Here is a 22,479-nt window from a genome sequence, read left to right on the forward strand (position 1 = left end):
TTTTGCCCGTGTTGCATGGGGTGCAGAGCTTCCGCTTCATCTTTCCCCAAATACTCCCGCCGGAGGCAGCGGCTTTGCCGGCAAAGCCGCTTTACTTGTTCCGCTTCAGCCTGAGGTTCGCGAAATAATCCGTGCGCCGCTTCAGCTCGCGCTCGAAACCCCGCTCCACCGGCTGATAGAGCACCGGCCGCTTCACCCCGTCGGGGAAGTAGTTCTGGCCGGAAAACCCGTCCTCGGCGTCGTGGTCATAGGCATAGCCGTCGCCGTATCCCTGCTCCGACATCAGCTTGGTCGGCGCGTTCAGGATGTGCTTGGGCGGCGGCGCGCTGCCGGTCTGCTTGGCCAGCCGCCGGGCGGCCTTGATACCGACGTAAACCGCGTTGGATTTCGGCGCCAGCGCCAGGTAGACCGCCGCATTCGCGAGCGCCAGCTCGCCCTCCGGGCTGCCAAGCCGCTCATAGGTCTGCCAGGCGTTCAGGCAGACGGTATTGGCCTGCGGGTCGGCCATGCCGATGTCCTCAGTCGACATCATGGTCAGGCGGCGAGCCAGGAACCGCGGGTCCTCGCCGCCCTCCAGCATCCGCGCCAGCCAATAGAGCGCCGCATCCGGGTCGGAGCCGCGGATCGATTTATGCAGCGCGGAAATCAGGTTGTAATGCTCGTCGCCGGACTTGTCGAACTTGGCCGCGCGCCGCATCAGCCGGTTTGACAGCGCCTCGCGCCCCAAGGGCGCCTCCACCTTCCAGGCGGCGACTTGTTCAATAAGGTTCAGGAGCGCCCGCCCGTCGCCGTCGGCCATCTCATGCAGCGCATCGCGGGCATCACCGCTCAGCGGCAGGGCGCGGCCCAGCTCCTTTTCGGCGCGCTGGGTCAGGCGCTCAAGATCAGCAAGTTGCAGGCGCTCCAACACCAGCACTTGGCTGCGCGACAGAACAGCGGCGTTCAGTTCGAACGAGGGGTTTTCGGTGGTTGCCCCCACCAGAAGGATGGTGCCATCCTCCATATGCGGCAGGAAGCCGTCCTGCTGGGCCTTGTTGAAGCGGTGGATCTCATCCACGAACAGCAGCGTCCCCTGGCCGTTCTGGCGGCGGATCTTGGCGGCCTCAAACACCTTCCTGAGCTCCGGCACGCCCGTGAAGATCGCCGAGATTTGCACGAAATGCAGGTCGGTCTCCTGCGCCAGCAGCCGTGCGATGGTGGTCTTGCCCACGCCGGGCGGCCCCCAGAAGATCAGCGACGACAAGGAGCCCGAGGCCAGCATCACGCCCAAGGGCGCCTCCGGCCCCAGCACCTGTTGCTGGCCGATCACGTCCGCCAGCGACTGCGGCCGCAAGCGGTCGGCCAGCGGCCGGTTCTTGCTGGCCTGCTGCGCACCGCCGTCCGCGGGCGCGGGGCTGCCGAACAAGTCCGCCATCAGGTCCGGAACCGCAGTGTGACACGCTGGCCGCGCCGGTTCAGATCCAGCTGGACCCAGCGGCCGCTGTTGGCAAGAATGTCATAGACGTCCCCTGTCCCGGTGACGGGCTGGCCGTTCACCGCCAAGAGCGCATCGCCCGGCTGCACCCCGCCGCGCCCGGCATAGGGACCGGGATCCGTCACCACCACGCCCTCCGCCGCCAGCGGCAGGCCAAGACGGGCAATCACCTGCGGATTGATCTGCGCCACGGTCAGGCCGGGCAGCGCGGTCCGCTCGTCCAGCTGCACCGGGTTGGCGGGCGGCTGGTCAGGTGCGGTGATCATCGGCACCGCGATCACCTCGCGCTCTGCCCCGCGCAGGCGGGTGATCTCGGCAGTGCCGCCCAGGCCCGAGACCGTCATGCGGAACACCATCTCAGACGGTGAATTCACCACCTCGCCGTCCACATGGGTGATCACGTCGCCCACCTTGAAGCCAGCCTTGGCAAAGGGGCTTTCCCGGTGCAGGTCAGAGACCACCATGCCCTCCGGCAGCTCCATCCCCATCGAGGCCGCAAGATCCGCGTCCACCGGCTGCCCGGCCATGCCGGCCCAGGGGCGCTGGAATTCCTCGGCGCCGGTTTTCGCCTGCTGCACAAACTCCCGCACCAGGTTGGCGGGGATCGCAAAGCCGATGCCGTTGGAACCGCCGGAGCGGGACAGAATGCGGGTGTTGATGCCAATGAGGCCGCCATTGACGTCGATCAGCGCCCCGCCGGAGTTGCCCGGATTGATCGGCGCGTCGGTCTGGATGTAGTAACCGAAGCCGTCGCCCGCCCCCATGCCGGTGCGCGCAAGGCCCGAGATTATGCCGCTGCTGACGGTCTGACCGACGCCAAAGGGGTTGCCGATCGCCAGCGCCAGCTCGCCCACCTCGACCTCGTCGCTGTCGCGCAGGTCCAGATACGGCAGGTCTTCGGCCTCCTCCAGTTGCAGGATCGCCAAGTCGCTGGCCTTGTCGCCCAGGATCACCCGCGCATTGTATTCGCGCCGGTCGGCGGTCACCACGCGGATTTCAGTGGCGCTGCCAACGACATGGTAATTGGAGACCACGATGCCGTCGCCCGACAGGATCACCCCGGAACCCAGCGAGTTTTCCACCCGCGGCTGCGGCTCAGCAAAGCCGCGGAAGAAATCATCGAAAAACGGATCGTTCATGAACGGAGAGCGGCGGCGCTGCCGCACCTGGCGCACCACCTTGGCGTAGATGTTGACCACCGCCGGCGAGGCCTGCTTGACCAGAGGTGCAAATCCCAGCGCTATTTCCACCTGGCTCTGCGGCACCTTTGTTTCGGCGGCGGCAGGCAAGGCCACCGCAGGCAGGGCAAGACACAAGGCAAGGGCGGTGAGGGCTGGGCGGATCATGCGGGCTCCGTTTGTTGCTGTGCGAAGGATATGCGGAGGGCGCGCCCGGATTGCAAGGCTGGAGGCAAGCCTCACCGCTGCGGGGCGGAGGGGCGCTGCCCCTCTTGGCCTGGCGGCCAATTCACCCCGGGATATTTTCAGCCAGAAGAATAAAGGATCAAACGCCTCCGCTCGGAAGCGCTGACCCGGCGCCGGCCTCAGGCCTCCGCCAGCTCCGGCTGCTTCGCAACCGTGCGGCGTTTGGCAACCGCTGCGGCCAGACGCTCCAGCTCTGCCACGGTGTCCTCCCAGCCCAGGCAGCCGTCGGTGATCGACTGGCCGTAGGTGAGATCTGCCTTGCCCAGGTCCTGGCGGCCCGCCACCAGATGGCTTTCCACCATCACACCCGTAATGCGGCTGTCGCCGCCGGCGATTTGCGCCGCCACATCGCGCAGCACTGCGGGCTGCTGCAAGGGGTCCTTGCCGCTGTTGGCGTGGCTGGCGTCGATCATCACATGGCCGCGGATGCCGTCCTTTTCCGCCAGCTTGCAGGCCGCATCGACTGATGCCGCGTCATAGTTGGTGCCGCCGCCGCCGCGCAGGATCAGGTGGCAGTCCGGGTTGCCGCTGGTGGCCGCAATCGCCGCGCGGCCCGATTTGGCCAGCGCCATGAAATGATGCGGATGGGCGGCAGAGCGTACCGCGTCCACCGCGATCTGCACATTGCCGCGGGTGCCGTTTTTGAAGCCCACCGGGCAGCTGAGGCCGGAAGCCATCTCGCGGTGGATCTGGCTTTCGGTGGTGCGGGCGCCGATGGCGGCCCAGGCTACCAGATCAGAGATGTACTGCGGCACCGCGGTATCGAGGAACTCGGTCCCCACCGGCAGGCCAAGCGCGTTGATGTCGAGGCACAGGCGGCGCGCCAGCCCCAGCCCCTCGTTGATGCGGAAGGAGTTGTCGAGGCCGGGATCGTTGATCAGCCCCTTCCAACCCGAGATGGTGCGGGGCTTCTCGAAGTAGACCCGCATGACAATCTCCAGCTCACCTGCCAGCCTCTGGCGCAGCGGTGCCAGCCGTTCGGCGTATTCCATCGCCGCCTTGGGGTCGTGGATCGAACAGGGGCCGACCACGGCCACCACGCGCCCGTCGCGGCCGTGCAGCACGTCATGGATGGCGGTGCGGCTGGCGAGCACGGTGTCAGTAGCCGCCGCGGTGCTGGGCAGCTGCGCGGCGAGGTCCTCGGGCGAGATCAGTTCCTGCATGCCGGTGATGCGGAGGTTTTCGGTCTGGGGTGTCATGGGTCTGCTTCCTTGGCGGGAGGCCCTTGGCGCTGCGGCGGATACAAAAAAACCGCCTGCGGGCTGCGGGCGGTTGGTGGTATCCTGGTGCGTTCCGGTCTGTCTAACCCGGGAATGCGCTGACCCCTCCGTCCGCCATGTGGCGCGGATAAAAGAAATACCAGAATGCGGCATAGCTACGGGTCATGGGCCGGACGCTAGCGGAGATTCGGCCAGCTGTCACCCCTGAATTCCCTGCCCCCAAAAACAAAGGCCCTCCGCGCGGGAGGGCCTCTTGCATCATCCTGAGGGCGGGGCTCAGAAGTCCTGCCACAGATCGCGGGCGGCGTTGCCCTCTGCCGGCGCCATTGCCACTGACACCGGGCTGGCCTCGACCTCCCAGTCCTCGCCGCCGTGGGCGGTGGGCAGGGCCTCTGCCGCCGCCGGGGCCATGGGGGCTGCCGGGGCCGCAGGCGCAGCCGCGCTGCCGTCGACCTGGAACCGCGCCACCAGATCGGCGAGCTTCATCGCGTCGCTGTTCAGCAAATGCCCTGCGGCGGTGGCTTCCTCCACCATTGCGGCGTTCTGCTGGGTCACCTGATCGAGCTGGGTGACGCCGGTGTTGATCTCATGCAGACCGGTGGACTGCTCCTCTGCGCCTTCGGCGATATCCGAGACCAGCTGCGAGATATGGCTGACCCGGCCCACAATGGACTGCAGCGCGGTGCCGGCCCGGCCGACCAGGTCGACGCCTTGGTCCACCTGGCGGGAGCTGTCGGAGATCAGCGTCTTGATCTCCATCGCCGCATCGGAGGACCGCTGCGCCAGCGCCCGGACCTCAGAGGCGACCACCGCAAAGCCGCGGCCCGCCTCGCCCGCCCGCGCGGCCTCGACGCCTGCGTTCAGGGCTAGCAGGTTGGTCTGGAAGGCGATGTCGTCGATCACGCTGATGATCTGGGAGATCTTGTTGGAACTGTTCTCGATCCCGCTCATCGCGGAGACTGCTTCCTGCACAACCTCACCGCTGCTTTCAGCCTCCTGGCGGGCCTCGCGCACAGTGCTTTCCACATTGCGCGCGCCCTCAGCCGCAGATTTCACCGAGGCGGTCAGCTCATCAATTGCCGCGGCGGTTTCCTCCAGCGTTGCAGCCTGGCTTTCGGTGCGGTGCGACAGGTCGTCGGAGGCCTGGCTGATCTCGGCGGCGCCGCTGCGGATGCTGGCGGCGGCCGTGATCACCTGCTGCACCGTGGCGTTCAGATTGTCGACCGAGCCGTTGAAGTCGGCGCGCAGCTGCTCGTATTCTTCCGGGAATTCTTCGGCGATGCGGACGGTCAGATCACCATGCGCCAGCCGCGACAGCCGCTCGCTCAGCTGCTGGACCACGCCGGCCAGCTCAGCGTCCTTGCTTTGCGCCTTTTGCTGTTCGGCTTCCTGCATCCGCACAAGTTCATCACGGAATTTCTCCAGCGCGCGGGCCATGTCGCCGACCTCGTCGCCGCGGTTCTGGCCGCGGATCTCCACTGCGTTGTTGCCCTCTGCCAGGCCGCGCATCGACACCACGATGCGGCGGATACCGGAAGCGATGCCGGTGGCGATCAGGAAGGCCATAACCGCACCGATCAGGATGGCGCCACCGATGGCGGCAGGGATCATGGTACGGGTTTGGGCGCCAAGCGCCTCATTCGCGGCGCGGCGCTCGGCCATTTCCGTTGTGCCTGCGGCCTGCAAGGCTGCCATGGTTTCACGGAAGCTGTCGAAATACGCCTTGCCCTGGCCCTCAGCCACCAGGTCCGCCATGTCGTCCATGGTGGCCGCGCTGCCGATCACCCGGCGCAGCTGCAGCATCGGCACAACCACGTCATTGCGCCAGTTGCCGATAATCTCTGCCACCGCATTCAGCCGGTTGGTTTGCATCAGCTTGTCGGTGAATGCCACGCGCAGGTCGGCCATAATCTCGTTGAAGCGTTCGTTGCCCTCCATATAGGGATCGAGAAACGCCCGGTCGCCTGCCAGAAGAAAGCCGCGCACGCCGGTTTCCATATCAACGGCGGCGGCTAGCAGGTCCTTGGCGGTGCTGATCACCTCATGCGCGCGTTCCACTTCACCCAGCGAGGTGCTGAGATAGTCGGGATCGGCAATGCCAGCATTCACCAGCGAGGAGAAAATGTTGCGGCGGTTGGCGAGCTCCACCTCCTCATCCTCAATGATTTTACCGACTTCGGCGCGAAACTCCTCAAACAGGACCCGGCCCTTGGATTCCTTCACCGCGTCCGCCATGTCGTTCATGCTCATGGCGTCGCCGATCTGCCGGCGCAATTCGATGGCGCCGGAGGCTACGTTTTCCTGCCAGCCGGTCAGGATCTGCTCTGCCTCGTCCAATGTGGCAAGCATGTCCGCATCGCCGCCGGCAAGGCTGCGAAGACTGGCCAGGGTTCCGGCAACACGGGCCTTGCCGTCCTCAAAGGGGACCAGATACTCCTCGCGCCCCGCCAGAAGGTAGCCGCGCAGCCCCGCCTCCATCTGCGAGGCAGCCTCTGCCAAGGACTGTGAACCGGTCAGGATTTCCTGGGTGTGGTCCACGGCTTTGGCGGACTGATCCATCCGGCCCAGGTTGAAGACCGCCAGAACCCCGACCCCAAGCACCAGAAACAGCGGCAGCACCGCAACGGAGACGATTTTCACCTTGGTGCTGAGGTTTGCCAGTGAGAACCGCCTGGCCGCGGAAGTCTGATTTTTTGCCATCACATCTGTCCCGGAGTTTTCGGATGGCAAAGTTAAGCCAGAAGAAAATTACGATTCCCTTTCACCTGGAAAGTGAATCTGAAACGCACCGTGCTGCCGTCACGTAAAGAAAAACCCCCGCTCTGGTTGGAGCGGGGGCCAGACAGGTGAACCCGAAAGGTTCAGTGCGTCTTATTCGTCTGCTTCAGCAGCTGCTTCTTCTGCTTCCAGGCGGGCCTTGTCGGCAGCACCCTTGGCGGAAACGTCGCGGTCGACGAACTCGATGATGGCCATCGGAGCCATGTCGCCATAGCGGAAGCCGGCCTTCAGGACACGGACATAGCCGCCCTGACGGTCCTTGTAGCGCGGGCCCAGAACCTCGAACAGTTTCGCGACGTCCTTGTCCTCTTTCAGCTTGGAAGCTGCCTGACGGCGGGCGTGCAGATCGCCGCGTTTCGCCAGGGTGATCAGTTTTTCAATGATCGGGCGCAGTTCTTTTGCTTTGGGCAGGGTGGTCTTGATTTGCTCGTGCTCAATCAGCGAGCCGGCCATGTTGGAGAACAGGGCCTTGCGGTGCTCATGAGTACGGTTCAGGCGGCGGTAACCACGTGCGTGACGCATTGTTTCAATCCTTATCTTGCGTTTTGCTTTGTCAGGCGGCTGATGCGTGTCAGCCGCTCTCCTTGGGGCAGATGCCCGGGACTTCCCCCGCAGCCGGGGCATTTCGGGCGGCCCATAAGGCCGCCCAATCTCTTAGAAGCTGTCTTCGAACTTCTTGGCCAGATCTTCGATGTTGTCCGGCGGCCAGTCCTCGACGTCCATGCCGAGGTGCAGGCCCATGCCCGACAGAACCTCTTTGATCTCGTTCAGCGACTTGCGGCCGAAGTTCGGGGTGCGCAGCATCTCGGCTTCGGTTTTCTGGATCAGATCGCCGATGTAGACGATGTTGTCGTTCTTCAGGCAGTTTGCCGAACGGACAGACAGTTCCAGCTCGTCCACTTTCTTGAGCAGAAGCGGGTTGAACTCCAGACCATCGTCTTCGTCCTGGCGGCCGGCCGATTCCGGCTCGTCGAAGTTGACGAAGATCGACAGCTGGTCCTGCAGGATGCGGGCGGCATAAGCCACAGCATCGTCAGGGGAGATGGAGCCGTCGGTTTCCACCTTCATGGTCAGCTTGTCATAGTCCAGAACCTGGCCCTCACGGGTCGGCTGAACGTCATAGGAGACCTTTTTGACCGGCGAGTAGATCGCGTCGATCGGAATCAGGCCGATCGGTGCGTCTTCCGGCTTGTTCTTGTCTGCCGAGACATAGCCTTTGCCGGTGTTCACGGTCAGTTCCATGAACAGGTCGGCGCCGTCGTCCAGGTGGCAGATCACGTGGTCGCGGTTCAGAACCTCGATGCCGGCGGTCTCGGCGATGTCGCCAGCGGTGACAACGGCCGGGCCCTTGGCATTGATCGACAGGCGCTTGGGGCCTTCGACTTCCATGCGCAGGGACACGCCCTTGAGGTTCAGGATGATGTCGGTGACGTCTTCACGGACACCGGCCACAGACGAAAACTCGTGCAGGACGTTGTCGATCTGCACGCTGGTGATGGCGGCGCCTTGCAGCGAGCTCATCAGGACGCGGCGCAGCGCGTTGCCCAGGGTCAGGCCGAAACCGCGTTCCAGCGGCTCTGCGACGACAGTTGCCTGGCGTGCAGGATCGTTGCCCGGCTTCACTTCCAGCTGTGCCGGCTTGATCAGCTCTGCCCAGTTCTTATGGATCATGCGTTCCCTCCATTCCTGTCCCTGCCCCATGTCCAAAAGGCCAAGGACGCCCGAGGTTTAAATGACGCACTGGGGCCCTGCGAATCAAGCGGGGCCCCAGCAAAAAATTCGAATTAGACGCGGCGGCGCTTCGGCGGGCGGCAGCCGTTGTGCGCGATCGGGGTCACATCACGGATCGAGGTGATGTTGAAACCGACAGCAGCCAGTGCGCGCAGAGCCGATTCACGGCCAGAGCCGGGGCCCTGAACTTCGACTTCCAGGGTCTTCACACCGTGTTCCTGGGCTTTCTTGCCCGCGTCCTCAGCAGCCATCTGAGCCGCGTAAGGAGTGGATTTCCGCGAGCCTTTGAAGCCCATGGTGCCGGCGGACGACCAGGAGATCGCGTTGCCCTGCACGTCGGAGATCAGGATTTTGGTGTTGTTGAACGAAGAGTTCACATGAGCAACGCCGGAGGCGATGTTCTTGCGTTCTTTGCGCTTAACGCGAGTCTTATCACGTGCCATTGATCGAACCCTCCCTTACTTCTTCTTGCCGGCGATCGGCTTTGCCGGGCCCTTGCGGGTGCGGGCGTTGGTGTGGGTACGCTGACCGCGGACCGGCAGGTTGCGGCGGTGGCGCAGGCCACGGTAGCAGCCGAGGTCCATCAGGCGCTTGATGTTCATCTGAACTTCGCGGCGCAGGTCGCCTTCGACAGTGAAGTTGGCGTCGATGTGCTCGCGCACGGCCAGGACTTCAGCGTCGGACAGTTCGTTCACACGGCGGGTCGGATCGATGCCAACGGCTTCGCAGATTGCTTTCGCCGAGGTGTTGCCGATACCGGTGATATAGGTGAGGGCGATGGGAACCCGCTTTGCAGTCGGGATGTTAACGCCGGCAATACGTGCCACGTGTCACTTTCCTTTTCGTTGCGGTTCCGTAGCGCCGGAACCTTTTTTCACAACACTTGACCGTGGCAGTGTGGCCAGAGGGTCCAGCATTTCGAGGTGGTTTGGCAGACAGACGAATCCATCCGCCGGGAATCATTCCCAGAAGGGATGGGGTTGCCTATGTGGAATTGCCGCGGGGGTCAACCCGTGATCTGCGAAATCCCGCCCCCCTGCCCCGTGCCCGGTCAGCTGCTGCAGGCAAAGAAGCGCAGCGGCTCCGGCTCGCCCATCCAGATGGATACCGTGCCGGGGTCCTCCGGATCCATAACAACCGTGAACAACTGCGGAAAATACTGCGGGCCGGGCAGTTCGCAGCGGCCCTGATGGTCGGTTACGCTGTACGTGCGCTGGCCGAACCGGATGGGCGGCTGGAAGCTGCAGAAATACTCCAACGAGTTGAAGCCGCTGCTGTCCAGAATCAAACCGCCCTCGGCGGCATAATCCAGCATTCCGTCCTCGCTGATCAGCACCCGGTCGCAGGCGGCGGCGTCGTCCAGGTAAAGCTGCTGTGCAGACAGCGGGCCGGACAGGGCAATTATTGCGGCAAAGGTGGTTGTCAGTTGCAGTCGGCGTGCGGGCATCGGGGCCTCCGGAAATGAAAATGCCCCGCAGCTTTGCAGCGCGGGGCACTTAGATCCGGTAAACAGGGCGGTTTATTCGCCCATGATCCAGGCCATGCTCTTGCGGACTTCCCCGATCGAGGCGAGGCCGTCCAGGCGCTGGAGGTTGCCCTTGGCGTAGTAGTACCCGATCAGGGGCGAGGTCTTTTTGTAGTATTCCATCAGGCGGGTCTTGAGGCTGTCCTCATTGTCGTCCGCCCGGCGCTGCACGTCGGTGCTGCCGCAGTTGGCGCATTTGCCGTCCGCCGGCCAGGGCTTGGTCTGATCGTGGTAGACCTCGCCGCAGCCGCCGCAGGTGGAGCGGCCGGTGATGCGGGCGACCAGCGCGTCGTCATCAACCTGCATCTCGATCACCGCGTCGAGCTTGAGGTCCATCTCATCCAGCAGCTTGGCCAGCGCGTCGGCCTGGGCCAGGGTGCGCGGGAATCCGTCGAAGATGAAACCGCCCTCGGCGCCGCCCTGCAGCTTCTCGCGGATCAGGCCGATCACGATCTGGTCGGTGACCAGCTTGCCCTCGGCCATGATGGCGGCAACTTTCTTGCCCATTTCAGTGCCGGAGGTCTGGGCCTCCCGCAGCATGTCGCCGGTGCTGAGCTGCACCATGCCGCGGGATTCAACCAGGTAACGCGCTTGCGTACCTTTGCCCGCACCAGGCGGGCCAAGGAGGATAATATTGGTCATCGGCGAGAGGGTCCCCGTTTTGTCCGTTTCTTGTTCCGCCCGCGCAGCTGGCTCTTCTCGATAAGGCCCTCATACTGATGCGCGAGGAGGTGGCTTTGCACCTGCTGGATTGTGTCCATGGTGACGGATACCACAATCAGAACGGACGTGCCGCCAAAATATACGGGGATGGCGAATTGGCCGCGGAGGACCTCCGGCAGGAGGCAGACCAGGGCCAGATAGCCGGAGCCCAGAACCAGGATGCGGTTGACCACATACTCGATGTATTCAGCGGTCTTCTTGCCCGGGCGGATGCCGGGGACAAAGCCGTTCTGGTTCTTCAGGTTGTTTGCCACGTCATCCGGTTTGAAGGAGACGTTGAAGGTATAGAAATAGGCAAAGAACACGATCATCGCGACGAAGAACAACAGGTACAGCGGCTGGCCGGGGCCGAAGTTGGCCAGGAGCCAGGACATCACCGGACCGGTCGCCGCGCCCGAGGAGAACGCCGAGATGGTGGTCGGCAGCAGCAAGAGCGAGGAGGCGAAGATCGCCGGGATCACGCCCGCCGGGTTCACCTTGACCGGCAGATGCGAGGAGCCGCCGTCATAAACCTTCATACCGACCTGGCGGCGCGGGTACTGGATGTGGATCTTGCGCAGCGCGCGTTCCATGAAGACCACGAACATGATCACCGCAACCACCATCAGGATCACGCCGATGATCACGGCGGGGCTGATCGCGCCGGAGCGGCCGGAGGCGAAGAACTGGGCAATCGCGGCCGGAACCTCGGCGATGATGCCGACGAAAATGATCAGCGAGATGCCGTTGCCGATGCCGCGCTGGGTGATCTGCTCGCCCAGCCACATCAGGAACATGGTGCCGCCGACCAGGGTGATCATGCAGGCCATGCGGAAATACATGCCCGGATCGGTCGCCAGGTCGCCCTGCTCCAGCGACACGGCCAGGCCATAGGCCTGTGCAGTCGCCAGCGCCACGGTGCCGTAGCGGGTGTACTGGTTGATCTTCTTGCGGCCCTGCTCGCCTTCTTTCTTGAGCTGCTCAAGCGAAGGCACCATCGAGGTCAGAAGCTGAACGATAATGGAGGCGGAGATATAGGGCATGATGCCCAGGGCAAAGATCCCCATGCGGCCAAGCGCGCCGCCGGTGAACATCGACACCATGCCGCCGATGCCCTGGCCTGCCTGCTCCATGAACTGGCGCAGGGCGGCTGCGTCGATGCCGGGAACCGGAATAAAGGTGCCCAGGCGGTAGACAATCAAAAGGCCGATGGTGAACAGGATGCGGTTGCGCAGATCCGTAGCCTTGCCAAGGGCAGCCCAGCTGGTGTTTGCCGCCATTTGTTCTGCTGCTGATACCATGAAAAGGTCTCTTCTTTAGCGAAACGCCGCCCGGAACCGTTTTCCGGCTCGGGCGGCGTTCTAGGAAAACTGAGGACTATGTAAGCGGCATTTGCGCCGCTCACAAGCCGTTACTCTGCGGCGGCGGGGGCTGCCACAGTCAGAGTGCCGCCGGCTTTTGCAACAGCGTCAACAGCAGCAGCGGATGCGCCGGTGACTGCGATGGTTGCTTTGGCGGTGATTTCGCCTTTGGCCAGGACGCGGACGCCGTCCAGCTTGCGGCGCACCAGGCCGGATTCAACCAGCGAATCCTCGGTGATGGAGGCTGCGTCCAGCTTGCCTGCGTCGATGAATTTCTGGATCAGGCCCAGGTTCACAACGGCGTATGCTTTGCGGTTCGGCTTGTTGAAGCCGCGCTTGGGCAGACGCTGATAGAGCGGCATCTGGCCGCCTTCGTAGCCGTTGATCGAGACACCCGAACGGGATTTCTGGCCTTTGATGCCGCGGCCGCCCATTTTGCCTTTGCCGGAACCCGGGCCACGGGCCACACGGGTGCGTTTCTTGGCGGCGCCGGGATTGTCGCGCAGTTCGTGAAGTTTCATGTCGCTTCTCCTTGCCGGATGTGGCCCCCGAAGCGGAATGGGCCAAACGCGGCGTTTCTTGATTGGTGATTCCGTGGCGCAGAACGCCACCGGGTGCCTATAGACGGGTTGGGGAGCGGGATCAAGCCCATTGGCCAGGCCCGGCCACTGGGCATGCACCGGGGCCGCCAAGGCCCCTGCCCTGCCGGTTGCGTGTCGCGTTGCCTGTCTGTGTCCGTTCCGTCAAGGGCCGTCCGTTAAAGGGTGGCGGCGCCGCCGGGGTGGAGATGGGATGGGGGGTGCCCCCATGCGAATACGCGTATCGCGCGCTCCGGGTGCCAGTCCGGAGCCCAGTTCCAGGTGCCGGAGGTGTCAGGTCCGGCGGGTGATCATGACCGGGGATGATATTGCCAGAGCCGGGTTAAAGCCCCGTAGGCGGTGCGTACGCTGGATACGGCAGGCGCGCAACAGGCTAGTCAGAAACCATTCTGGCACTCCGGCTTCGGCAATGTTCAAGGGCAGCGCCCGCCCCGTTTTGCCGGAGGCAAACCTTCGGTTTGACGGGGGCGGGACGGGCGCTGCCCGGCCTGTCAGCCGGGCGGTGTTTTCTTGCTCACGAAACAAAAACGCCCCCGCCGGGATGGCAGGGGCGCATTTGGGCCGGGCTGTTGGAGAGGGAGGAGGATCCGTCAGCCGGCCAGGGAGATCACTTGCCGTAGACGTGCTCGCGGGCGGCGCCAGGGATGGCGCAGCGGCTGAGCCCGATGTCGGCCAGATCGCGGGGGGACAGGGCACGCAGGGCGTGGACGGTCTGCCGGTATTCGCGGCGCAGCTGCCAGTTCCGGTAAAGGCCGGACAGAATGCCTGCCAGACGGGCGGGGATGCCGGCGGAAACCGGCGCGGTGAGAGTTGAATAAGCCATTGTTCTTGTTCCTTGCTGCGCTGCCAAAGCGTGCCTCTGGCGCGTCGCTTGATCTGTTCGTCTGAAGTGACAGGGAAATAAGGATGGCCCCGGACCTGCACAACGCACGCTTCGGTCTGGCGGCTATGCGGTGCACGCATAGCACGATTGCGTGAGGGATCTTGATGCCTGCCAAAAGAAAACGCCCCCGCCCGGCAGGGCAGAGGCGCTTTGGCCCGGGCATGAAGAGAGGAGGAGAGGAGCGCCCGGGAAAAGGGAATTCTTAGCCGTAGACGTGCTGGCGCGCGATGTCGGCGATGTCGCTGCGGCGCACGCCGATGTCTGAGAGCTCATGGTCGCTCAGGCTGTTCAGCTCGTTGAAGGTGCGGTTGTATTCGCGGTTCTGGGCCCAGGCCTCCAGCACGCCGTCAACTGCCGCGCGGATGCGGGCGGTGAGGCTGTGGGAGCTGTGTGCGGTGCTGATAACATGTGCCATGGTAACGTTCCTTGTCTGTGCAGCCGGGCCTATTCCCGGCGGTCCGTGCTTGGTCGTTTGCTGTGACACTGAAATAGGAAACTCCGTTGGCGATAACAATTGCCGGATCGGACTGCCCGCTATGCAGGCATTGCAAGGGGCCTTGGCGGCCCTGCCCTCTCCGCTTGCGCAGCCTGGTCAGGGTATCAGCCGCCGGTGCCGGGGCGCTGAACGGCCCGGAGCAGCGACAGCGCGCCCCAGAGCATCAAGACCGGCAGCACGAGCATCCGGAGCGTGAAGATGCCGATCAACGTCAGGGATGATCGCAGGATAGAGTCCGCCTCCTCCACAAAGACCTGCGCTGCCTCAAGGTACCGGCCGCTCTGCTCGAAAACCCCGCTTATACCTTCGCTGACACCGGAGATCTGGCCGCTCAGCCAGTCCAGCACCCCGGCATCGCCCTCCACATCCGCGGCGGTTTCGGCAGCGGCACTTTCCTCCGCTCCGATAAGAATTTTCGCCTGCTGCGCGATTGCGTCCAACTCTGCCATCGCAGCGTTCATCTGTGCAGCGGTGGCCCGCTCTCCGGCCCAGACACCAAGGGCGAAGACCAGCGGCATGGCAAGGCCAACCGCACAGCCCAGGGCAATCCCCCTGTTGCAAAGCGGCGTCACCGCCCCGGCCAAAGCAGGATACGGGCCCGCTGCAGCACGGCCCAGCAGCCCGGCCCCCAGCAGAATCAGGCCAACGGAAACCACGGGCGCCAAACCAACCGTGGCCAACGCGGCCCCTGCCGCGACGAGAAAGACTGCATCGGCAACGCGCTCCACCGTGTCGTCAACCGGTTCCAGCACCTTCAGCGGCTGCAGGCTCGCCTGCCCGACGACGGACGCGCCCACCTCGATTTCCTGCGCCGTGGACAGCGCGGCGTTGATTGCACGCAACGAAACATAAACCGCGACGGAGGAGGCCGCGATATCCTCTGCCGTGCTCTCCGCCGCAGATACAAGCGGGTTCCAGTCGCTGCGCCCGAACAGGCCAAAGACCCCGGCGCACAGCAGGAACAGGCCGGCAAGCGCACATGCAGCCGGTCTGGCGCTTCTTCTCACGGGGTCGCGGGCCGGATCGGTCATTGCTGGTTTCCTGCTGGCTTCTGGTAGATTGCACTCAGGCATACCACGCACAGGTTGCGGCACAATACTCCTGCACCGCCCCGGGCGCGGCCGCCATGACATACAGCCACGGCCTGCAGAAACGAAAAACGCCCCCGGCGGACCGGAGGCGTTTTCCAAAGTCAGGTCGAAAAGAAGGCTTAGCCGCGCTCTTCGATGATCTGAACCAGATGCGGGATCGAGTTGACCATGCCGCGCACGGAGGGGGTGTCCTCCAGCTCGCGGGTCTTGTGCATCTTGTTCAGGCCCAGGCCAACCAGGGTTGCGCGCTGTTTGGCGGGGCGGCGGATCGGCGAGCCGATCTGCTTGATGACGATGGTTTTTGCCATGTCTCTCTACTCCTTACGCTTCAGCTTCGGCAGCTGCCGGTGCTTCGTCCCGCTTGGGCAGGATGTCGGCGACCTTTTTGCCGCGGCGCTGAGCCACCGAACGCGGGCTCTGCTCTTTGGACAGGCCGTTCAGGGTGGCGCGGATCATGTTGTAGGGGTTCTGCGAGCCGATCGACTTGGAGACCACGTCCTTGATGCCCAGCATCTCGAACACGGCACGCATCGGACCACCTGCGATGATACCGGTACCTTCAGGCGCGGTCCGCATCACAACTTTGCCTGCGCCGTGACGGCCGGACATGTCGTGGTGCAGGGTGCGGCCCTCTTTCAGCGGCACGCGGACCATCTGGCGCTTGGCCTGCTCGGTCGCCTTGCGGATCGCCTCGGGCACTTCTTTCGCCTTGCCCTTGCCAAAGCCCACGCGGCCTTTCTGGTCGCCAACGACAACCAGGGCTGCGAAGCCAAAGCGCTTACCGCCTTTTACGGTTTTCGACACGCGGTTGATCGCAACCAGGCGATCTGCAAATTCCGGTGCCTCTTCACGCTCGCGGCGGGGGCCGCGGCGGTTTTCACGTTCTGCCATCAGGCATTCCTTTCATGGGGCGCTAGGCGCCTGTTTTTTCCGATCCTTGGTGAACCCGGAACGGGTCCGGGTTCCCGGATCATCGGGGCGGCCCGGGAAAGGCCGCCCGCAGGGGATTAGATCTTCAGGCCGCCTTCACGCGCAGCGTCGGCCAGAGCCTTCACCTTGCCGTGGAACAGGAAGCCGCCGCGGTCGAAGTAAGCTTCGGTCACGCCGGCCGCTTTCGCGCGCTCGGCGATCGCTGCGCCCACTTTGGTCGCGGCTTCGACGTTGTTCTTGCCGACAACACCGAGATCTTTTTCCAGGGTCGAAGCGGCGGCCACTGTCACGCCGCGCAGGTCGTCGATCAACTGAACAGAGATGTTCTTGTTCGAACGGTGCACGGACAGACGCGGACGGCCCGCGTTCACTTTGCGAAGCTTGTTCCGGACGCGCAGCCGGCGCTTCAGAAACAGGGTACGTTTGCTGTTTGCCATTTTGCTGGTCCTTACTTCTTCTTGCCTTCCTTGCGGAAGATGAATTCGCCCTTGTAGCGGATGCCCTTGCCTTTGTACGGCTCGGGACGGCGCCAGTCGCGGATTTTCGCCGCTACTTCGCCCACCTGCTGCTGGTCGATACCTTCCACAACGATTTCAGTCTGCTTCGGTGCGGTGATGGTGACGCCATCGGGCGCAACGAAGTCGACGTCGTGGCTGTAGCCCAGGTTCAGCTTCAGGGTGTTGCCCTGCATCTGCGCCCGGTAACCCACACCCTGGATCTCCAGTTCTTTCTTGAAGCCCTGGGTCACGCCGGTCACGAGGTTGGCCACCTGAGTGCGGGACATGCCCCACTGCTGACGGGCACGCTTGGACTTGCCGCGCGGCTCGATGGTGACAACGTTGTCGTTCACGGACAGGGTGACGTCGTCGGTTGCGGTGAAGGTGCGGGCGCCTTTCGGGCCTTTCACTTCGATGGTCTGGCCGGATACCGAAGCGGACACGCCGCTGGGCAGTTCGACCGGTTTCTTACCAATACGGGACATTGCGAGGCCTCCTTAGAAGACGGTGCAAAGCACTTCGCCGCCAACGTTGGCTGCGCGTGCGTTCGCGTCCGACATCACACCCTTGGGGGTGGAGACAATCGACACGCCCAGGCCCTGGCGGACCGACGGGATGTCATTGACGCCCATGTAAACGCGGCGGCCGGGCTTGGAAACCCGCTTGAGCTCGCGAATGACAGGTTCGCCGTCGAAGTACTTGAGGCTGATTTCGATAGCCGGGTGGCCATTTTCACCAGTCATCTTCTCATAACCGCGGATGTAGCCCTCGTCCGCCAGCACATCCAGCACCCATGCCCGCAGCTTGGAAGCCGGAGTCATGACGGTGGATTTGCCGCGCATCTGAGAGTTACGGATACGGGTGAGCATATCGCCGATAGGATCGTTCATATCAGTCTCTCCCTTACCAGCTCGATTTCACCAAGCCGGGGATCTGGCCAGCAGAACCCAGCTCGCGCAGCGCGATACGGCTGATCTTCAGCTTACGGTAGTAAGCGTGAGGACGGCCGGTCAGCTGGCAACGGTTGTGCAAACGGGTTGCCGACGAGTTGCGCGGCAGTTTCGCCAGTTTCAGACGCGCCTTGAAGCGCTCTTCCATCGGACGGGATTCGTCGTTTGCAATTTCTTTCAGCTCGGCACGCTTTGCGGCGTACTTAGCCACCAGGCGCTCGCGCTTCTTCTCGCGTTCGATCATGCTTTTCTTAGCCATGGTCTCTATCCTTCCCGCGCTTAGCTGTTGAAGGGCATGTTGAAAGCTTTCAACAGCGCCTTTGCTTCCGCGTCGGTATTCGCGGTGGTGGCGATCACGATGTCCATGCCCCAGGGTTCATCGATCTTGTCAAAGTCGATTTCCGGGAACACGATGTGCTCTTTCAGGCCCATGGCATAGTTGCCGCGGCCGTCGAAGGAGGTGCCCGAAACACCGCGGAAGTCGCGGATACGGGGCATCGCGATGGTGATCAGACGGTCGAGGAATTCGTACATCCGGTCACCGCGCAGGGTCACCTTGGCACCCATCGGCATGCCTTCGCGAACGCGGAAGCCGGCGATGGAGTTCTTTGCCACGGTGGTCAGAGCCTTCTGGCCCGCAATCGCGGTCAGGTCGGCCTGGGCGGATTTCGCTTTTTTGCTGTCTTTGACAGCAGCGCGGCCGCAGCCGATGTTCAGAACGATTTTCTCCAGCTTGGGGAGCATCATGTCGTTCTTGTAGCCGAACTCTTCTTTCAGGGCGCCACGGATGGTGTCCTTGTAGAGAGTTTTCAGGCGCGGGGTGTAGGTTGCAGCGTCAAGCATCAGACAGTCTCCCCGGTGGTCTTGGCGAAGCGCACCTTCTTGCCTTCTTCCTCGCGGAAGCCGACGCGGGTTGCTTTGCCGTTGCTGTCCAGCAGTGCCAGGTTCGACAGGTCGATCGGCAGTGCTTTGGGCAGACGGCCGCCCTGTTCGTTTTGCGACTGGCGGGTGTGGCGGATCGCCATGTTCACGCCTTCGACAACGGCTTTGCCGGCTTTCGGGTCAACAGAGGCGATGGTGCCTTCTTTGCCCTTGTCCTTGCCGGCCAGCACGACGACCTTGTCGCCTTTGCGGAGTTTAGCAGCCATGATTACAGCACCTCCGGAGCAAGCGAGATGATCTTCATGAAGTTTTTCGCGCGCAGTTCACGAACAACCGGGCCAAAGATACGGGTACCGACCGGCTCGTTGTTGTTGTTCAGGATAACGGCTGCGTTCCGGTCGAACCGGATTGCAGTGCCGTCTTCGCGGCGGACTTCTTTGGCGGTGCGCACGACAACGGCCTTACGGACGTCGCCTTTTTTCACGCGGCCGCGCGGGATGGCTTCCTTGACCGAAACGACAATGATGTCGCCTACGGATGCGTATTTACGCTTGGAGCCACCCAGAACCTTGATGCACTGAACTCGGCGGGCGCCGGAGTTGTCAGCTACATCCAGATTTGTTTGCATCTGGATCATGTGGTTTCTCCCGACCTATGGGGCGCCGATGCGTGGCGTGATCCCCCAGGGTTTCGACTTTGCTTTTCAGCCCAGTCGCCAGGAGTCTCGGATGAGACTCTTAGGCTTCCAGAACTTCCCAGCGTTTCGTTTTCGATTTCGGCGCGCATTCGATGATGCGTACAGAGTCGCCGACCTTGAAAGCGTTCTTTTCATCGTGAGCCCGGTATTTCTTGGACTTACGGATGGTTTTCTTCAGAACCGGATGCGTGAAGCGGCGCTCAACGGAAACGGTTACGGTCTGAGCGTTTGCGTCGGAGGTCACGACGCCAGACAGGATACGTTTGGGCATTCGAGTAGCTCCTTATTCAGCTGCTGCTGCAGCTTTTTCGTTCAGGATGGTCTTGACGCGTGCAGCATTGCGGCGGGCCGCTTTGATGCCGGAGGTCGATTCCAACTGACCGGTCGCCTGCTGAAAACGCAGGTTGAAGCTCTCTTTTTTCAGGGATGCGAGCATATCGCGGAGTTCATCCACGGTCTTCTCGCGCAGATCATTGGCGTTCATCGCCTTTGTTCCTTGTCCAAAGCACCAGAAGGCCCCTAGCGGGTCACCTTGTTACCTGGTGGGTTATGTCAACCGCGCCGATGACGCGGCAAAAAAGAATCACTTGGCCCGGGTCCAAAGCGGATTAGGGACAAGCGATGGGTCCCTATAGAGGAGACGGGGGTTAGGGGCAAGGGAAAGATTGGACGGCCGCCGGGGGCTGTCAGATGATCTCATCCTCATCGAACATCGCCGCACCGTCCAGCTGCGCGTTCAGGCTTTCGATGCGGTCCTCGGCCTCCTCCGGCGCGGACACTTTGGCGATGTGGAACAGGGCATCGCCCTCGTTGACGATGGGCATGTTGGCGCGGCCGATGATCAGGCCCGGCTGGCTGGCGGTCAGCTCCATCTCCTCCTCGCCAAAGGGGTCGGCGACGATGCCCAGAACGTCGCCCTCCTCCACCATCTCTCCCGTCGACTTGTAGGCGCGCAAGAGCCCGCCTGCAGGCGCGCGCTCCCAGCTGCTGTCGCTGGCCTTGACCGGCACCGCCTCCGCCAGCGGCACGCCGTCCTCGGGGATCATGCCAAGCGCGTGCATCACCCGCAGGATGCCGGCCACGCCGGCGCGGGCTGACTGCTCGTCAAACCGCAGCCCCTCCCCCGCCTCATAGAGCAGGATATCGACGCCCGCCTTCTGCGCCTCCTTGCGCAAGCTGCCGTCGCGCAGGGCGGAGCGGATCACCACCGGCGCGCCGAAAGCATCGGCATAACCCAGCGTCTCCTGCGACTTGGGCGACACCCGGATCTGCGGCATGTTGGTGCGGTGTATGGCGGCGGAATGCAGGTCGATGCCCAGATCGCAGCGCGCCACCACCTCTGTCATGAACAAATGCGCCAGGCGGCTGGCCAGCGAGCCGCCTTCGCTGCCGGGAAAGCAGCGGTTCAGGTCGCGCCGGTCCGGCAGGTAGCGGGAGTGGTTGAGGAAGCCGAAGGTGTTGACGATCGGCACCACGATCAGGGTGCCCTTCAGGCGCGTGAACTGGCGGCTGCGCAGCAGGCGGCGGGCGATTTCCACCCCGATCACCTCATCGCCATGGATGGCGGCAGAGACGAACAGCGCAGGCCCCGCCTCCGCGCCATGGATCACATGGGCGGACATGGTGACCGGCGTGTGGTCCGACAGCACGCTCACCGGCAAGTCCACGGTGCGGCGGGTGCCAGGCGGGATGTGGAAGCCGCCGATTTCAAAAGGGGAACGCCGCGCCATGAATACCTCCCGCAGTGCCGCTCCGGGACGCTAAGCGACCTTGTGCGCTTTTACAATTGCGGCGCGGCGTGGCTCCGCCCGTTTGCGCCTGATATGGTACCCTTGACCCTTTTCAGGACGGCGCTCAGTCCCAGCGGTAGTTGAAGCTGACGCTGATCCGCTCGTCCTCGGCCATGTTCATCGGCACCTCGTGGCGCAGCCAGCTTTCCCACAGCAGCACATCGCCCACGTCCGGTTTCATGTAGATAAAGGGCTGCAGCTCGCGCCGGGCCTGTTTGGTGCGGGTCGGCGCCGCCATCATCCGGGCGGAGCGCGGGTCCTCCAGTTTGAGTGCGCTCGCCCCGTCGGGCATTGACACATAGGTGGTGCCGGAGATCACCGAATGCGGGTGCAGATGGCTGGAATGGGTGCCGCCCTCTGGCAGGATGTTGATCCAGAGGTCTTCCAGCTTGAGTTCGCGCCCGTCCAGATCGAACTCAAGATCCTTCGCAAAAGCGGCGACGTGCTGGTCCAGCGATTTCACCAGGTCGGCAAAGATCGGGAACCGCCAGGGCAGATCGGTCAGCGAAGCATAGGAGGTATAGCCGGGGTAGCCGTTCTCCTCGCACCAGTCCTGGCCGGCGTCGTCATCGCCCGCAATGACAAGGCAGGAGTTTTCCATTTCCTGCGCGTCAACCGATGGTCCGTATTCGGACAGTTGCGCGCGGTAGAGGCGGGTCACGAAGAGCGATTCAATCTGGGCCATGGCGCCGTCTTAGCGCAGCCAGCAGGCAAGCGCGAGACCCCCGCGGCCCGAAGCTGCGGCAAGCCATACAGCCGGTCCCGTCGGCCAAAGCTGCTGCTGGCCGTGATCCACTAAGAGCTGCGGGTATTGCTGGATAAGGTATGCGCTGAGGGAGAGACCGCCAGTGCACCAGCCCTGCCCCGGGCTGGCGCGGCACAGCCCCGCAGCTGCCCGGCCGCTGCGTCAGCCGTCCACCACGGTCATCGCACAGCCGCGGTGCGCATTCGGCATCCCCACATGGTGCGGGTTCTGCACCAGATACCAGACAGGCGGGCGGCCCGGCGCCTGGGTGCGTGAATAGGTACAGTTGTCCGGCGATGTCCAATGCGCGGCATCGCCGCTGCGCGACACGGTTTCCTGGGAGACAAAGCTGTTCACCGCCTCCCGCTGCGCCGCGGGGTTTCGGTAATTGGTCGCCGGGCCGAACATGTTCGACAGATCATTCGGATCATTTTCCACCGCACTGCAGGCCGGCAGGCCGAAACACAGGGCTGCTGATAGCATCATTCGCATCATCGGGTTTCCCCTTTCACTATTACTCAAACCATTCCCGCCGCTCGCCATTCCAGGGAAAGCGGCCGGGGCACACACTGCCTGAGGTTGATGATGAGAACAAAACCTGCACATCCCGTTAACAAAGGATGGCCAAGTAAAATGCCGGACAATTAGTCATGTGCCCCGGGCTGCGGTGCCGCACAGGAATTCCAGCATCGATCAGAGAGAAC

At 63.3% G+C, this 22,479-nt stretch carries 29 protein-coding genes; all 29 read right to left on the reverse strand.

The window, feature by feature from the left end:
- Nucleotides 1-91: 91 nt before the first annotated feature.
- Nucleotides 92-1,414: a replication-associated recombination protein A gene (locus tag AC5STB_RS03420; RefSeq protein WP_495441591.1), complete on the reverse strand. Its 1,323-nt coding sequence runs from the start codon at nucleotides 1,412-1,414 to the stop codon at nucleotides 92-94.
- Nucleotides 1,414-2,820 carry a trypsin-like peptidase domain-containing protein gene (locus tag AC5STB_RS03425; protein WP_495441592.1) on the reverse strand — a complete coding sequence of 469 codons (1,407 nt, stop codon included), beginning with the start codon at nucleotides 2,818-2,820 and terminating at the stop codon, nucleotides 1,414-1,416. The genes AC5STB_RS03420 and AC5STB_RS03425 overlap by 1 nt, the downstream gene beginning before the upstream one ends.
- Nucleotides 2,821-3,017: 197 nt before the next feature.
- Nucleotides 3,018-4,097 carry a 3-deoxy-7-phosphoheptulonate synthase gene (locus AC5STB_RS03430; RefSeq protein WP_495441593.1) on the reverse strand — a complete coding sequence of 360 codons (1,080 nt, stop codon included), beginning with the start codon at nucleotides 4,095-4,097 and terminating at the stop codon, nucleotides 3,018-3,020.
- Between the two features lie 297 nt (nucleotides 4,098-4,394).
- Nucleotides 4,395-6,818, reverse strand: coding sequence for a CHASE3 domain-containing protein (locus AC5STB_RS03435; RefSeq protein WP_495441594.1), 2,424 nt, complete (start codon nucleotides 6,816-6,818; stop codon nucleotides 4,395-4,397).
- A gap of 171 nt (nucleotides 6,819-6,989) precedes the next feature.
- A complete protein-coding gene (gene rplQ, locus AC5STB_RS03440; protein WP_019298015.1) occupies nucleotides 6,990-7,418 on the reverse strand; it encodes a 50S ribosomal protein L17 in 429 nt (142 codons plus the stop codon).
- Between the two features lie 132 nt (nucleotides 7,419-7,550).
- Complete coding sequence (locus tag AC5STB_RS03445; RefSeq protein WP_019298014.1) at nucleotides 7,551-8,567, reverse strand: DNA-directed RNA polymerase subunit alpha; 1,017 nt, start codon at nucleotides 8,565-8,567, stop codon at nucleotides 7,551-7,553.
- A 113-nt stretch (nucleotides 8,568-8,680) separates the two neighbouring features.
- Nucleotides 8,681-9,070 carry a 30S ribosomal protein S11 gene (rpsK, locus tag AC5STB_RS03450; RefSeq protein WP_264212196.1) on the reverse strand — a complete coding sequence of 130 codons (390 nt, stop codon included), beginning with the start codon at nucleotides 9,068-9,070 and terminating at the stop codon, nucleotides 8,681-8,683.
- Between the two features lie 15 nt (nucleotides 9,071-9,085).
- Nucleotides 9,086-9,454 carry a 30S ribosomal protein S13 gene (rpsM, locus tag AC5STB_RS03455; protein WP_495441595.1) on the reverse strand — a complete coding sequence of 123 codons (369 nt, stop codon included), beginning with the start codon at nucleotides 9,452-9,454 and terminating at the stop codon, nucleotides 9,086-9,088.
- 224 nt (nucleotides 9,455-9,678) lie between these two features.
- Nucleotides 9,679-10,074, reverse strand: coding sequence for a hypothetical protein (locus tag AC5STB_RS03460; RefSeq protein ID WP_495441596.1), 396 nt, complete (start codon nucleotides 10,072-10,074; stop codon nucleotides 9,679-9,681).
- Between the two features lie 72 nt (nucleotides 10,075-10,146).
- A complete protein-coding gene (locus AC5STB_RS03465; RefSeq protein ID WP_495441597.1) occupies nucleotides 10,147-10,794 on the reverse strand; it encodes an adenylate kinase in 648 nt (215 codons plus the stop codon).
- Nucleotides 10,791-12,155, reverse strand: coding sequence for a preprotein translocase subunit SecY (gene secY / locus AC5STB_RS03470; RefSeq protein WP_260017153.1), 1,365 nt, complete (start codon nucleotides 12,153-12,155; stop codon nucleotides 10,791-10,793). The genes AC5STB_RS03465 and secY overlap by 4 nt, the downstream gene beginning before the upstream one ends.
- 110 nt (nucleotides 12,156-12,265) lie before the next feature.
- The gene (gene rplO, locus AC5STB_RS03475) at nucleotides 12,266-12,736 is read right to left on the reverse strand and encodes a 50S ribosomal protein L15 (RefSeq protein WP_495441598.1); all 471 of its coding nucleotides are present in this window, start codon (nucleotides 12,734-12,736) and stop codon (nucleotides 12,266-12,268) included.
- Between the two features lie 685 nt (nucleotides 12,737-13,421).
- A complete protein-coding gene (locus AC5STB_RS03480) occupies nucleotides 13,422-13,637 on the reverse strand; it encodes a DUF1127 domain-containing protein (protein WP_495441599.1) in 216 nt (71 codons plus the stop codon).
- A 262-nt stretch (nucleotides 13,638-13,899) separates the two neighbouring features.
- Entirely contained in the window at nucleotides 13,900-14,112 is a 213-nt protein-coding gene (locus tag AC5STB_RS03485) for a DUF1127 domain-containing protein (RefSeq protein WP_495441600.1), read from the reverse strand.
- A 185-nt stretch (nucleotides 14,113-14,297) separates the two neighbouring features.
- Nucleotides 14,298-15,224: a hypothetical protein gene (locus AC5STB_RS03490; RefSeq protein ID WP_495441602.1), complete on the reverse strand. Its 927-nt coding sequence runs from the start codon at nucleotides 15,222-15,224 to the stop codon at nucleotides 14,298-14,300.
- Between the two features lie 179 nt (nucleotides 15,225-15,403).
- Nucleotides 15,404-15,592: a 50S ribosomal protein L30 gene (gene rpmD, locus AC5STB_RS03495; RefSeq protein ID WP_495441603.1), complete on the reverse strand. Its 189-nt coding sequence runs from the start codon at nucleotides 15,590-15,592 to the stop codon at nucleotides 15,404-15,406.
- Between the two features lie 13 nt (nucleotides 15,593-15,605).
- Complete coding sequence (gene rpsE, locus AC5STB_RS03500; RefSeq protein ID WP_495441604.1) at nucleotides 15,606-16,175, reverse strand: 30S ribosomal protein S5; 570 nt, start codon at nucleotides 16,173-16,175, stop codon at nucleotides 15,606-15,608.
- Nucleotides 16,176-16,291: 116 nt separating this feature from the next.
- Nucleotides 16,292-16,651 carry a 50S ribosomal protein L18 gene (gene rplR, locus AC5STB_RS03505; RefSeq protein ID WP_495441605.1) on the reverse strand — a complete coding sequence of 120 codons (360 nt, stop codon included), beginning with the start codon at nucleotides 16,649-16,651 and terminating at the stop codon, nucleotides 16,292-16,294.
- A gap of 11 nt (nucleotides 16,652-16,662) precedes the next feature.
- On the reverse strand, nucleotides 16,663-17,196 hold the full coding sequence (gene rplF / locus AC5STB_RS03510; protein WP_495441606.1) for a 50S ribosomal protein L6: 534 nt from the start codon (nucleotides 17,194-17,196) through the stop codon (nucleotides 16,663-16,665).
- Nucleotides 17,197-17,208: 12 nt separating this feature from the next.
- On the reverse strand, nucleotides 17,209-17,601 hold the full coding sequence (gene rpsH / locus AC5STB_RS03515) for a 30S ribosomal protein S8 (protein WP_019297998.1): 393 nt from the start codon (nucleotides 17,599-17,601) through the stop codon (nucleotides 17,209-17,211).
- 13 nt (nucleotides 17,602-17,614) lie between these two features.
- Complete coding sequence (gene rpsN / locus AC5STB_RS03520) at nucleotides 17,615-17,920, reverse strand: 30S ribosomal protein S14 (protein ID WP_222480476.1); 306 nt, start codon at nucleotides 17,918-17,920, stop codon at nucleotides 17,615-17,617.
- Nucleotides 17,921-17,940: 20 nt separating this feature from the next.
- On the reverse strand, nucleotides 17,941-18,504 hold the full coding sequence (gene rplE, locus AC5STB_RS03525; protein WP_495441607.1) for a 50S ribosomal protein L5: 564 nt from the start codon (nucleotides 18,502-18,504) through the stop codon (nucleotides 17,941-17,943).
- Nucleotides 18,504-18,809, reverse strand: a complete 306-nt coding sequence (gene rplX / locus AC5STB_RS03530) for a 50S ribosomal protein L24 (RefSeq protein WP_495441608.1) — start codon at nucleotides 18,807-18,809, stop codon at nucleotides 18,504-18,506. The genes rplE and rplX overlap by 1 nt, the downstream gene beginning before the upstream one ends.
- Before the next feature lie 2 nt (nucleotides 18,810-18,811).
- Nucleotides 18,812-19,180, reverse strand: coding sequence for a 50S ribosomal protein L14 (gene rplN / locus AC5STB_RS03535; RefSeq protein WP_005621870.1), 369 nt, complete (start codon nucleotides 19,178-19,180; stop codon nucleotides 18,812-18,814).
- Between the two features lie 100 nt (nucleotides 19,181-19,280).
- Nucleotides 19,281-19,511, reverse strand: a complete 231-nt coding sequence (rpsQ, locus tag AC5STB_RS03540) for a 30S ribosomal protein S17 (protein ID WP_058289472.1) — start codon at nucleotides 19,509-19,511, stop codon at nucleotides 19,281-19,283.
- Between the two features lie 12 nt (nucleotides 19,512-19,523).
- Nucleotides 19,524-19,724, reverse strand: a complete 201-nt coding sequence (gene rpmC, locus AC5STB_RS03545) for a 50S ribosomal protein L29 (protein ID WP_019297994.1) — start codon at nucleotides 19,722-19,724, stop codon at nucleotides 19,524-19,526.
- Nucleotides 19,725-19,926: 202 nt separating this feature from the next.
- Complete coding sequence (locus AC5STB_RS03550) at nucleotides 19,927-20,970, reverse strand: succinylglutamate desuccinylase/aspartoacylase family protein (protein ID WP_495441609.1); 1,044 nt, start codon at nucleotides 20,968-20,970, stop codon at nucleotides 19,927-19,929.
- 124 nt (nucleotides 20,971-21,094) lie between these two features.
- On the reverse strand, nucleotides 21,095-21,715 hold the full coding sequence (locus AC5STB_RS03555; protein WP_495441610.1) for a 2OG-Fe(II) oxygenase family protein: 621 nt from the start codon (nucleotides 21,713-21,715) through the stop codon (nucleotides 21,095-21,097).
- Between the two features lie 222 nt (nucleotides 21,716-21,937).
- A complete protein-coding gene (locus AC5STB_RS03560; protein ID WP_495441611.1) occupies nucleotides 21,938-22,261 on the reverse strand; it encodes a hypothetical protein in 324 nt (107 codons plus the stop codon).
- Nucleotides 22,262-22,479: the final 218 nt, after the last annotated feature.

It is taken from the genome of Leisingera sp. CC-HEC093 (genome assembly GCF_059429195.1).

What these genes read in the sequence shown, in the direction of transcription:
- AC5STB_RS03465 (WP_495441597.1), bottom strand. Translation starts at nt 10,794, where the DNA reads ATGACCAATATTATCCTCCTTGGCCCGCCTGGTGCGGGCAAAGGTACG.
- AC5STB_RS03445 (WP_019298014.1), bottom strand. Translation starts at nt 8,567, where the DNA reads ATGATCCATAAGAACTGGGCAGAGCTGATCAAGCCGGCACAGCTGGAA.
- AC5STB_RS03555 (WP_495441610.1), bottom strand. Translation starts at nt 21,715, where the DNA reads ATGGCCCAGATTGAATCGCTCTTCGTGACCCGCCTCTACCGCGCGCAA.
- rplQ (WP_019298015.1), bottom strand. Translation starts at nt 7,418, where the DNA reads ATGCGTCACGCACGTGGTTACCGCCGCCTGAACCGTACTCATGAGCAC.
- AC5STB_RS03460 (WP_495441596.1), bottom strand. Translation starts at nt 10,074, where the DNA reads ATGCCCGCACGCCGACTGCAACTGACAACCACCTTTGCCGCAATAATT.
- AC5STB_RS03490 (WP_495441602.1), bottom strand. Translation starts at nt 15,224, where the DNA reads ATGACCGATCCGGCCCGCGACCCCGTGAGAAGAAGCGCCAGACCGGCT.
- rpmD (WP_495441603.1), bottom strand. Translation starts at nt 15,592, where the DNA reads ATGGCAAAAACCATCGTCATCAAGCAGATCGGCTCGCCGATCCGCCGC.
- AC5STB_RS03560 (WP_495441611.1), bottom strand. Translation starts at nt 22,261, where the DNA reads ATGATGCTATCAGCAGCCCTGTGTTTCGGCCTGCCGGCCTGCAGTGCG.
- AC5STB_RS03480 (WP_495441599.1), bottom strand. Translation starts at nt 13,637, where the DNA reads ATGGCTTATTCAACTCTCACCGCGCCGGTTTCCGCCGGCATCCCCGCC.
- AC5STB_RS03485 (WP_495441600.1), bottom strand. Translation starts at nt 14,112, where the DNA reads ATGGCACATGTTATCAGCACCGCACACAGCTCCCACAGCCTCACCGCC.
- rplN (WP_005621870.1), bottom strand. Translation starts at nt 19,180, where the DNA reads ATGATCCAGATGCAAACAAATCTGGATGTAGCTGACAACTCCGGCGCC.
- AC5STB_RS03425 (WP_495441592.1), bottom strand. Translation starts at nt 2,820, where the DNA reads ATGATCCGCCCAGCCCTCACCGCCCTTGCCTTGTGTCTTGCCCTGCCT.
- AC5STB_RS03420 (WP_495441591.1), bottom strand. Translation starts at nt 1,414, where the DNA reads ATGGCGGACTTGTTCGGCAGCCCCGCGCCCGCGGACGGCGGTGCGCAG.
- rpmC (WP_019297994.1), bottom strand. Translation starts at nt 19,724, where the DNA reads ATGAACGCCAATGATCTGCGCGAGAAGACCGTGGATGAACTCCGCGAT.
- rplE (WP_495441607.1), bottom strand. Translation starts at nt 18,504, where the DNA reads ATGCTTGACGCTGCAACCTACACCCCGCGCCTGAAAACTCTCTACAAG.
- rplX (WP_495441608.1), bottom strand. Translation starts at nt 18,809, where the DNA reads ATGGCTGCTAAACTCCGCAAAGGCGACAAGGTCGTCGTGCTGGCCGGC.
- rpsK (WP_264212196.1), bottom strand. Translation starts at nt 9,070, where the DNA reads ATGGCACGTGATAAGACTCGCGTTAAGCGCAAAGAACGCAAGAACATC.
- rplO (WP_495441598.1), bottom strand. Translation starts at nt 12,736, where the DNA reads ATGAAACTTCACGAACTGCGCGACAATCCCGGCGCCGCCAAGAAACGC.
- rpsE (WP_495441604.1), bottom strand. Translation starts at nt 16,175, where the DNA reads ATGGCAGAACGTGAAAACCGCCGCGGCCCCCGCCGCGAGCGTGAAGAG.
- secY (WP_260017153.1), bottom strand. Translation starts at nt 12,155, where the DNA reads ATGGTATCAGCAGCAGAACAAATGGCGGCAAACACCAGCTGGGCTGCC.
- AC5STB_RS03435 (WP_495441594.1), bottom strand. Translation starts at nt 6,818, where the DNA reads ATGGCAAAAAATCAGACTTCCGCGGCCAGGCGGTTCTCACTGGCAAAC.
- AC5STB_RS03550 (WP_495441609.1), bottom strand. Translation starts at nt 20,970, where the DNA reads ATGGCGCGGCGTTCCCCTTTTGAAATCGGCGGCTTCCACATCCCGCCT.
- rpsN (WP_222480476.1), bottom strand. Translation starts at nt 17,920, where the DNA reads ATGGCTAAGAAAAGCATGATCGAACGCGAGAAGAAGCGCGAGCGCCTG.
- AC5STB_RS03430 (WP_495441593.1), bottom strand. Translation starts at nt 4,097, where the DNA reads ATGACACCCCAGACCGAAAACCTCCGCATCACCGGCATGCAGGAACTG.
- rpsH (WP_019297998.1), bottom strand. Translation starts at nt 17,601, where the DNA reads ATGAACGATCCTATCGGCGATATGCTCACCCGTATCCGTAACTCTCAG.
- rplR (WP_495441605.1), bottom strand. Translation starts at nt 16,651, where the DNA reads ATGGCAAACAGCAAACGTACCCTGTTTCTGAAGCGCCGGCTGCGCGTC.
- rpsQ (WP_058289472.1), bottom strand. Translation starts at nt 19,511, where the DNA reads ATGCCCAAACGTATCCTGTCTGGCGTCGTGACCTCCGACGCAAACGCT.
- rplF (WP_495441606.1), bottom strand. Translation starts at nt 17,196, where the DNA reads ATGTCCCGTATTGGTAAGAAACCGGTCGAACTGCCCAGCGGCGTGTCC.